Source organism: Vibrio sp. D173a, assembly GCF_030248475.1.
In genome coordinates this window covers 1-7,938 of the sequence record NZ_JAHGAH010000181.1, presented here as the reverse complement: position 1 = coordinate 7,938, position 7,938 = coordinate 1, and the positions used below count along the sequence as shown (strand labels likewise).

Sequence of the window (7,938 nt, the reverse complement as noted above, 5' to 3'; positions counted from 1 at the left end):
TGGATCAACCACTTAAGAAGTTAGCTTATGTGTCCAACCATTGGGGTCCACTTCTCAGTTCACTTTTCTGAAATTTTCGTAAATACATAATCTTTCCCTATAAATAATATAGATCTTTATAGAGACTCACCTTGCAAGTAAAGGAAGGCCGACGGTGTAACTATTGAGGTGCGAAGGACTTCTAAAAAAGATGAAATTAATAGAGTTATAGTTTCACAGGGTTTGTAATCTCATCGCATTGGATAGGAAAGTAGTGTGCCGATCTTGGCAGTAGTTTATGAGTTGATTAACTGAAATAAAAATACCGCTCATAGTAAAGTGAGCGGCATACTTCGTTTCCCGTTTCCCGTCAATTCAATTCCATGTTCTTCATCTCACGATGCTTCAATAACATCACGCGAATCCAGTGGTGTACTACCCACATCACCATTGCGGTCAGCAGCACTGCTACGAATATCGAACTGAATCGGTACAAGATGGAGAAGAACGCGTCTTTCTGCTCAGGCACTAATGACGTGGTCAGTGGAACGGAGAGGGCAGACATCGCCGAGAATGCAATGGCGGCTTTGACTTGTCCTTTCGTTAACCACAAACAGAATGGCCCCATGGCGATGGTAAACGCCAGCCAGAACAACAACCCATGACCAAACCAACTGCCCAAGATTAACTGCACCGCCATACCGGCGATACAGCCAAGTGCTGTGCCGATGATGCGGATTTTCGCCATCGCCATTGAGCCTGCTAGTGTCATTGGCGTTAGGATGATGAGGATCGAAGCCTGCGCCGAAAGCGAGTCGTACAAATCACCAATTTGGAACACCAAAAACGCCGCCATCGCTACCACCCAGCCCATTGCTACTTGGCTGATGTAGTCGATATCGCTTTTTACTGGCGTGGTCATTTCTGTTTGTAAGATCTTCGATTCCGGCTCTGGAAATAGCCAATAGGCGAGGGCACAGACGAAGATATTGCTGAACGAAATCACCCAAAGGTTGACGTTGAACTCTTCAATATCCATGAAGTCGTAGCTCGCAAAGTTCAGCACGATAGAGCCAACCAGCAGTCCCATGTAACCAAACAAGTAGGTTTTCGGATTCATCATTGCGATGCATTTAAACAGCATCATAATGCCCACTGCCGCGAACATCAGAGTAGGATGGAACTGCAAGTATTCGAGAATAAAGGTGGCTTGAACCGTGGTCCAAAACGCCGAGAACAGCACCATCAAGACGAGTGGCAGACTGAAGTGGTCCATGCGGCCGAGCACAAACAGTGGCAGCATGACGGCAAAGAAACCGTAAGACCAACCAAAGATCATGCTCAACGCCAAACCCATTGAGCAGCCAAACCAAATACGTAAGGTTTTCATCGCAGCCGCCTAGTAGATAAAGTGGAACCAGCTAGCAAGGTAGATTTGAACTTGTGCCATCAGTGACCAAAACGGACTGTTGTCTGGGTAAAGCACGATGGTGGCACGAGAACCAACGAACAGAGAGGAAGGCAAGGCTTCTTCGCTGGTCAGGTTCACGCGAGTTCGCTGCGCATCACGTACCCAACGGTTGTTCACTTCGACTTTGGTCAGTGCGCCGTTTGGAGTTTGCTGAGCAGCGGCAACGCCATAATCTCGGCTAGCCAGATCGAAGTCGTACACAGAACCTGGGTTAGCATCGAATGCCACCATGGCGTGGTAGTCTTTACTTACTCCTGCCACAGACTTCTCTCGGAAATCTGCTGCGACCCACATTGAGCCTGTTGGTACAAACGTCAGCAATGGCATGTTGGTGTTTGCCATGGTGCCGACTTCCAACTGTAGGTTCGTCACCACACCATCACTTGGAGCAAGAACCGCGGTATTGGTTAGGTCTAGCTGTGCTTTCTCAATGCCATTTTGCGCAATGCGTACCGCGGTGCTTTGGCCTTTTTTGTCACCAAGCTGCGCTTCAATCACTTTCAAGTTTTGTTGTTCCGCTTTCAGTGCCGCACGAGAAACTTGGTTTTGTGCGTAGGCACTGTCTAAGTTGGATTGAGAAATCACTTTTTGCTTCGACAGTTTTTCTAGACGTGAGTACTCACTGTGCGCGTTATTGTAAGTTGCTTGAGCACGAGCAATGTTTGCCAACGCCGCTTCTCGTTGCGAATACAGTGTTGCTTCTTTCTCGTAGGCGGATTGCAGTGAAAGCTGCGCTTGTTCTAAAGCGATTTTGTATTTGCGGTCGTCGATTTTGAACAGCACATCGCCTTTGTGCACCGCTTGGTTGTTTTCGATCAGCACGTCGGTCACTTTGCCAGACACTTCTGGCGCGACTTGCACCACGTAGCCTTGTACGCGACCTTCGGTGGTGATTGGCGCGTGACGGTCAGCAATGATGATGTAGAAAAAGAGTACAATTAACAGGACAATAAGTGTTCGCATCCAGTGTTTGAATTTATGATCCGCTGTCATAAGAAATTCCTTAATTTATGGCGCTCGCAAGCAAATAAGATAACGAATTATAGAGAAGTCGAACACAATTCAGTAGAATGACAATAAGCGCATGAATGACCTAAAAGTAGGACAATGAACGTAAGTTTTGATGATCTTCACCTGTTTAGCCAAACCGTCGTGCACGGTGGCATTAGTGCTGCGGCAGAGGCGAACCAGCTACAACGCTCTAAAGTGAGCCGACGTTTGCAAGAATTAGAGAAAGCGTTGGGCTGCCAATTGCTGATTCGTACTACGAGAACCATTGAGCTTACCGAGCACGGCAAGCGTCTGTTTGAGCTGGTGGGGCAACCCATAGAGCATATTCAGCAAGGCTTGAAAGTGATGCACGAATACGAGCAAGAGTTGACGGGCAAAGTGCGCGTCGCGATTCCTTCTACTTTGATGAGCTCGGCTGCGTTCAACTGGATCATCAACGAATACACCACGCGTTATCCGGATATGTCGGTAGAGATTGAGAACCACCAAGAGAGTGTCGATCTCAAGCGTCAAGCGTTCGATCTTCAGCTTCTTCCAAGCGTGGCCAAAGTCTCGGACGACAGCTACGTGCAGTTCAGTTTACTGCCTTATCGCAGTCATTTTGTCGCTTCCCAAGCTTACCTCGATGCCCATTCGCCATTAAAAAGTATGGATGATTTAAAACACCATCGCTTACTCACCAACCGATACAACGCAGGGTTATTGGACCCAGAATTACACGTGGCAGTTAGGTCAGACGATTTAAACTTGCTGCGTTTAATGGCGATTGCAGGCAATGGCATCGCATTCATTCCTCAAGTGCATTCTAAGCCTGCTTTGGAAGACGGCCAGTTGGTGGAGGTGTTGCCGGAGTTTACTCATCCTAAGCAACATCTGACGTTGATTTACCCATCCAATCTGTTTTTGCCGAACAAGGTCAAAGCCTTGATTGAGCTGTTTAGGGAAAAATTCCAATAGCATGAGCGGACAATAACTTCGCGAATTTGCTCATCAGAATAGTCGGCAGTTCTGGTACATTCTCTTTATTCAAACGCTTGAGTATATTCACCTTCAAGCGGCTCATAGGAGATGAGAATGTTATCGAAAAATTCCACCGGTCTGATTGTTGTCGATGTGCAAGGTAAGTTGGCAACGCTCATGCACGAAAGCGAAGCACTGATTGAAAGCACCACCAAATTAGTCAAAGGAGCGAAAGCACTTAACTTGCCCATTCTATGGCTGGAACAAAACCCAGAACGCTTGGGGCCAAGGGTTGAGCCGATCCGTGAAGTGTTAGCGAAGGAGCATTTGCCGATCGCTAAACACACTTTCGATGGTTGCAAAGAACCGACATTCAAACTCGCGGTAGAAAACGCCAAAGTCGATACTTGGCTAGTTTGTGGTATCGAGGCGCACATTTGCGTGTATCAAACCGCGGTGTCGCTGCGTCAAATGGGCTACCGAGTGGAATTGGTGACGGATTGTGTCTCTTCCCGAACGCCAGCCAACAAAGCGTTAGCGCTGGCAAAACTGACTGCGAATGGCGTTGACCTAACAGGTGTTGAGATGTGTTTGTATGAAATGGTAGAAGATTGCCGAGCACCAGAGTTTAAAGAGATCTTAGGGCTGATTAAGTAGAGAATAACGGATTAGAACGCCAATCACGGTAGAGGTAAAGATGGAACTGAGAGCGTTTGAGCATGAAGACTATGAGACTCTGATTCAATGGATTGATTCAGACAAATTGAATTACCAATGGGGTGGGCCGAATTTTCATTATCCTCTGGATCATCAACAAATCAGGCTCCATTGTGCGAGACCCGAAGTGTTTCCATTTCTCCTTGTTTGCGATGGGAAGAAGGCGGGTTATGTTGAGTTGTTCAAAGTATCGGACGCCCATTTCCGTATTTGTCGTGTTTTTGTTGCTGATGCGTTTCGAGGGCAAGGCCTTGCGAAAGTGATGCTAACGCAACTTATCGTACTATCTCAAACTCAGCATCAGGCTGGTGTATTGTCATTGGCAGTCTTCGAGCGTAACACCGTCGCCAAGAATTGTTATGGATCTCTTGGGTTCGAAGTGACTTCTCACGAATCAGGAACCCGTTCTTTTGATGGGGAGGCCAGGGATTTGTTATTGATGGAAAAGCGATTGTAACTATCTATGTTCCCGCTACTTGTTCCGCTATTTTTCTCCCTGCCTATTTTGTATTTCGCTCCCTTGGCAATTGAGTGCCAAGGGAAGCATAGTTTTTGAGTGCCGAGCTTTCGTCTTTTGACGTGTTTGGCCCTAGCGGTTGTTATCCGCGCTGTCATTCTCCGGGAAAAGTGCCGCTTGCGTTTCTTCCAGCCCCTCTGGGGTGTATTGATAGCCTTTGTCCATACTCATGTTTTTGTACTTCACCAACATCTTTTCAATGATCAGAGATTGAATGCGAAGGGCATCTTTACCTAGTTTTTGGGCAATAAACTCACTCAGTGTTTGTATGGTCACGTTATGGAATTTTGGCTCTGTACCATTCCCCATGTCCGTTTTGACTTGGACAACGAGATCTTTTTCCTTATTGGCGATCTGAGTCAGGTGTTCCTTAAACTTTTCGTTGTAGATGTCGGACGTTGCGTTTAGGCGTAGTTTGTTAATTCTCGGGTATTGGATTTTTTGTGCATCTTGCAGTTTCAGCTTTAACTCTTTAAACGCAATGGAGTCCTCTTTGTTGATGCTTTCGAAGAACTTCATATCGTTAGAGACATCGATATCTTCCGAAGAGGAGATAAACGCAGGATCAAACAGTACGTTGGTGTTTAGCATCGTAAATTGTTCGATAGGGCGCCCTTTCACTGAATCTGACTCGACCGTGGTTTTCTTCGGTGCTTTTGACCCTTTTTCATAAGTGTCTCCGCTGGTTGAACCGAGTGAAAAATACAGAGTGGTGTCATCTTTGACTTTCGATGTGGCTTGCTCGGCTGCAGAGATAAGGTCCATGTCAGACATCAGCACATTGCAGTCCATCATGGTGACTTTTTTGAACTGGTTTTGTTTGCAAAAATCGACGACGGCTTTTCTTGTCGCACCAAATCCAACCGTTCCTGATTCGAATTCCCAGCCTACGAGACCAACTCCCGCATCACGTAAGTATGCTCCCATCTGTTCATCGTATAGAGCTAGCTCACTTTGATGCACAAACAAGTAGACGGGCCGACTCGTACCTTCTGTATACCAATACAGCTCTTGGAGTTTTTCTTTTATTAGAAATTGTTGTGGCATGCCGACTGAAGGGACGATCAAAGCGGTGCCAGTGGAGGATTGCGGGGCAATTCTTTCCTCAAAGTGGGAGGCCGTAGGTAAGCTGGCATTCTGGCTTTGTTGTCGAGTTTGTCTCGGGCTCTGGTCATTGATCTGACGACGATAGTAAACACGCTCCAACTCTCTACTGCGGTTGAGAATTTGATCGACAACGGCAGGCTCATACTTAAGTGCTCCCGTGTTATCGCTAACGACATAGCGATAGTTAAAGCGAATTAGGGCTTCTGGCCGCTTGTTTTTTACCTCGAGTTCACCGTTATTAACGTATGCCCACCAGTCCTGTTTAAAGGTGGTCCATGTCGCATCGTTTTCAGCATCTCGCTTGCGTTTAGCTGATTCAGGATTTTGCGTGGCATTGAGCTGGTCGCTTTTTCTCTTTTGGGCTTTGTTTGAGGAAGAAGCCGCTTGATTATTGTCACCGTACATACGTATTTTCACTTCTTTTGAATATCGTCGAAGATAGGTTGTTTTTCGCTCTTGGTGGCGGAATGACAGATGTTACGAATCGTCTTATTGGCCCGCAGGGATGCTGGTTATATGCGTCAGTTGCAATTCATCTTCGACAAAAGATACCGTGATGCGCAGCAGTCTGTTTTCGATTTTTTGCACATTCAATACCGGTGTGTTTGGGGATAATCCAGCTTGGCTAAAGATGTTGATCACCGAAGAGGGCTGCGTTAAATCAGCATACTCTCCCCAAACATCACGTTGCGAATATTTGCCCCACACATCACCAAGCGGGTAGGCATCACCAACGGAAAAGGTATCTTGAGGACAAGTTTGCTCAGAGTTGGCCTCTTCTTGGGGTTGCTCGGCCGCACTGACAGTCAATACATCGCCGACTTTGAGAGCGAGTGGATCACTTTCATAGTTCGGATTGAGTTTGAGTAGTGCTTTTGCTGACAAACCGTATTGAGGCGCAATGTCTGTCCACTGCTCTGGAGAGCCGTCGTCGTTGGTGCGGACTTTATGGTTTTGGGTTTGGCTCGTTTCGCTGGTGGATTGTGTGGCGGCTTGCTTTCGCGGTAATAAAGGCTGCTTCACAATGGTTTTGAGCGCATCGATATCAATGAGTGTTGCGTTCTGTTTTAACCAAGCAGCATTGATTTCTGCAAGCTCATCATTGGTGAGTTTTTCTTGGCGATAGAAAATATGCTGGGGCGCGGCTTTTTTTCCTTCTATGGCAACTGGGACAAGCATGGCGTTGAATGTTTTTTTGCTGACGAGCTTGTCTGTGATGCCATGCGGGCTAGACTCAGTCATTTGCCAAGAGAACTTATCGTTGCCAAGGATAGCCATTTCATACATCAGCTTCCCATCATAGAAGTAATAATAAAACCCTTGTGCTGCCCACCCGAGTAAGCTCTTTGTTTCTACTGCGGGAATAAAAGGAACGAACTCAGCGTTAGTATATTCACTGCCAAGTGGTTTTGGTGTGATTGTGTATTTTTGCTGTAAGCCGATGTCTTGAAAAAGTTCGTGTAAAAGGGTTTTGTCTTCGGCTTCGAAGCATTCTGCAGATAATACGGTACACGGTGATGGTTGTGTTTGTTCTAATTTCCCCCAGCGCTTAATAAGCGGTTCATTTGGCGTTTTCGTCAGAGAAAATACACCAGGCTGAAGCGTATTTAAGTCATCCTTTGGAGCATGAATCTTTATTCGGCATTCAAACTCAGCGGTGGCTTGTGATTGAGCGTCGGTTACGAGTGAGCTGTAGCTCGCCTGAGCACTGCTTTTTGAATGCGATTGGCTGCTAGCCGACGAGTACTGGTTTGCGCTGGAGCGATTACTTGACGTAGTTAGTGCGGAATCGATAAGTGGAGCGTAGCCAGCTCCCCTCACACGCTTTGATGCTGGACGCTTCATTGATATCGCCTCTTGGATTTAATTGGTGATAGCTTAGCGGCAATTAAACGAACGCACTATAGACAGAATAACCAATTCCATTTGCTTAGTTACTAAAACTGTAGGCATATCGAAAGTGATAGAGGTAAGGGTTTTAATGATAAAAAGCGTTATTAATACAGGGCGAAAAGGGGAATAATTGATATTAATGCTATTGAAGTGTAACCATATTGGAGGCTTATTTTAGAGAAGCATTAAGCGCTAGGTATTTATACCCAAGTAACCTCGAGATGCTAGGTTCAGCGAGAATGACTTGGTTTGTAGACGCGGCGGCGATTTAAAGGTTTGGTGG

General features: G+C 46.4%; 7 protein-coding genes. 3 read left to right on the top strand and 4 right to left on the bottom strand.

Annotated features, from left to right (window positions below; genetic code table 11):
* Nucleotides 1-349: 349 nt before the first annotated feature.
* Both KIV40_RS18180 and KIV40_RS18175 read right to left on the bottom strand, forming a co-directional pair.
* Nucleotides 350-1,369 (bottom strand): DUF2955 domain-containing protein, encoded by a 1,020-nt coding sequence (locus KIV40_RS18180; RefSeq protein WP_285350605.1) that lies wholly within the window; start codon nucleotides 1,367-1,369, stop codon nucleotides 350-352.
* 9 nt (nucleotides 1,370-1,378) lie between these two features.
* Nucleotides 1,379-2,443: an HlyD family secretion protein gene (locus KIV40_RS18175; protein WP_285350603.1), complete on the bottom strand. Its 1,065-nt coding sequence runs from the start codon at nucleotides 2,441-2,443 to the stop codon at nucleotides 1,379-1,381.
* Nucleotides 2,444-2,557: 114 nt separating this feature from the next.
* Between KIV40_RS18175 and KIV40_RS18170 the strand changes: the two genes are divergently transcribed.
* The 3 genes from KIV40_RS18170 to KIV40_RS18160 all read left to right on the top strand — a co-directional run bounded on the left by KIV40_RS18170 (nucleotide 2,558) and on the right by KIV40_RS18160 (nucleotide 4,595).
* Nucleotides 2,558-3,418 carry a LysR family transcriptional regulator gene (locus tag KIV40_RS18170; protein ID WP_285350601.1) on the top strand — a complete coding sequence of 287 codons (861 nt, stop codon included), beginning with the start codon at nucleotides 2,558-2,560 and terminating at the stop codon, nucleotides 3,416-3,418.
* 117 nt (nucleotides 3,419-3,535) lie between these two features.
* Nucleotides 3,536-4,078 (top strand): hydrolase, encoded by a 543-nt coding sequence (locus tag KIV40_RS18165; protein ID WP_285350599.1) that lies wholly within the window; start codon nucleotides 3,536-3,538, stop codon nucleotides 4,076-4,078.
* Nucleotides 4,079-4,118: 40 nt separating this feature from the next.
* On the top strand, nucleotides 4,119-4,595 hold the full coding sequence (locus KIV40_RS18160) for a GNAT family N-acetyltransferase (RefSeq protein WP_285350597.1): 477 nt from the start codon (nucleotides 4,119-4,121) through the stop codon (nucleotides 4,593-4,595).
* Nucleotides 4,596-4,727: 132 nt separating this feature from the next.
* Here the strand turns inward: KIV40_RS18160 and KIV40_RS18155 are convergent, their stop codons facing one another.
* Nucleotides 4,728-6,179: a hypothetical protein gene (locus KIV40_RS18155; RefSeq protein WP_285350595.1), complete on the bottom strand. Its 1,452-nt coding sequence runs from the start codon at nucleotides 6,177-6,179 to the stop codon at nucleotides 4,728-4,730.
* 72 nt (nucleotides 6,180-6,251) lie between these two features.
* On the bottom strand, nucleotides 6,252-7,607 hold the full coding sequence (locus KIV40_RS18150) for a LysM peptidoglycan-binding domain-containing protein (RefSeq protein WP_285350593.1): 1,356 nt from the start codon (nucleotides 7,605-7,607) through the stop codon (nucleotides 6,252-6,254).
* Between the last annotated feature and the right edge of the window lie 331 nt (nucleotides 7,608-7,938).

Bases quoted from the DNA above. Each gene is read 5' to 3' on its own strand.
- KIV40_RS18160 (WP_285350597.1), top strand. From the start codon at position 4,119: ATGGAACTGAGAGCGTTTGAGCATGAAGACTATGAGACTCTGATTCAA.
- KIV40_RS18165 (WP_285350599.1), top strand. From the start codon at position 3,536: ATGTTATCGAAAAATTCCACCGGTCTGATTGTTGTCGATGTGCAAGGT.
- KIV40_RS18180 (WP_285350605.1), bottom strand. From the start codon at position 1,369: ATGAAAACCTTACGTATTTGGTTTGGCTGCTCAATGGGTTTGGCGTTG.
- KIV40_RS18150 (WP_285350593.1), bottom strand. From the start codon at position 7,607: ATGAAGCGTCCAGCATCAAAGCGTGTGAGGGGAGCTGGCTACGCTCCA.
- KIV40_RS18175 (WP_285350603.1), bottom strand. From the start codon at position 2,443: ATGACAGCGGATCATAAATTCAAACACTGGATGCGAACACTTATTGTC.
- KIV40_RS18170 (WP_285350601.1), top strand. From the start codon at position 2,558: ATGAACGTAAGTTTTGATGATCTTCACCTGTTTAGCCAAACCGTCGTG.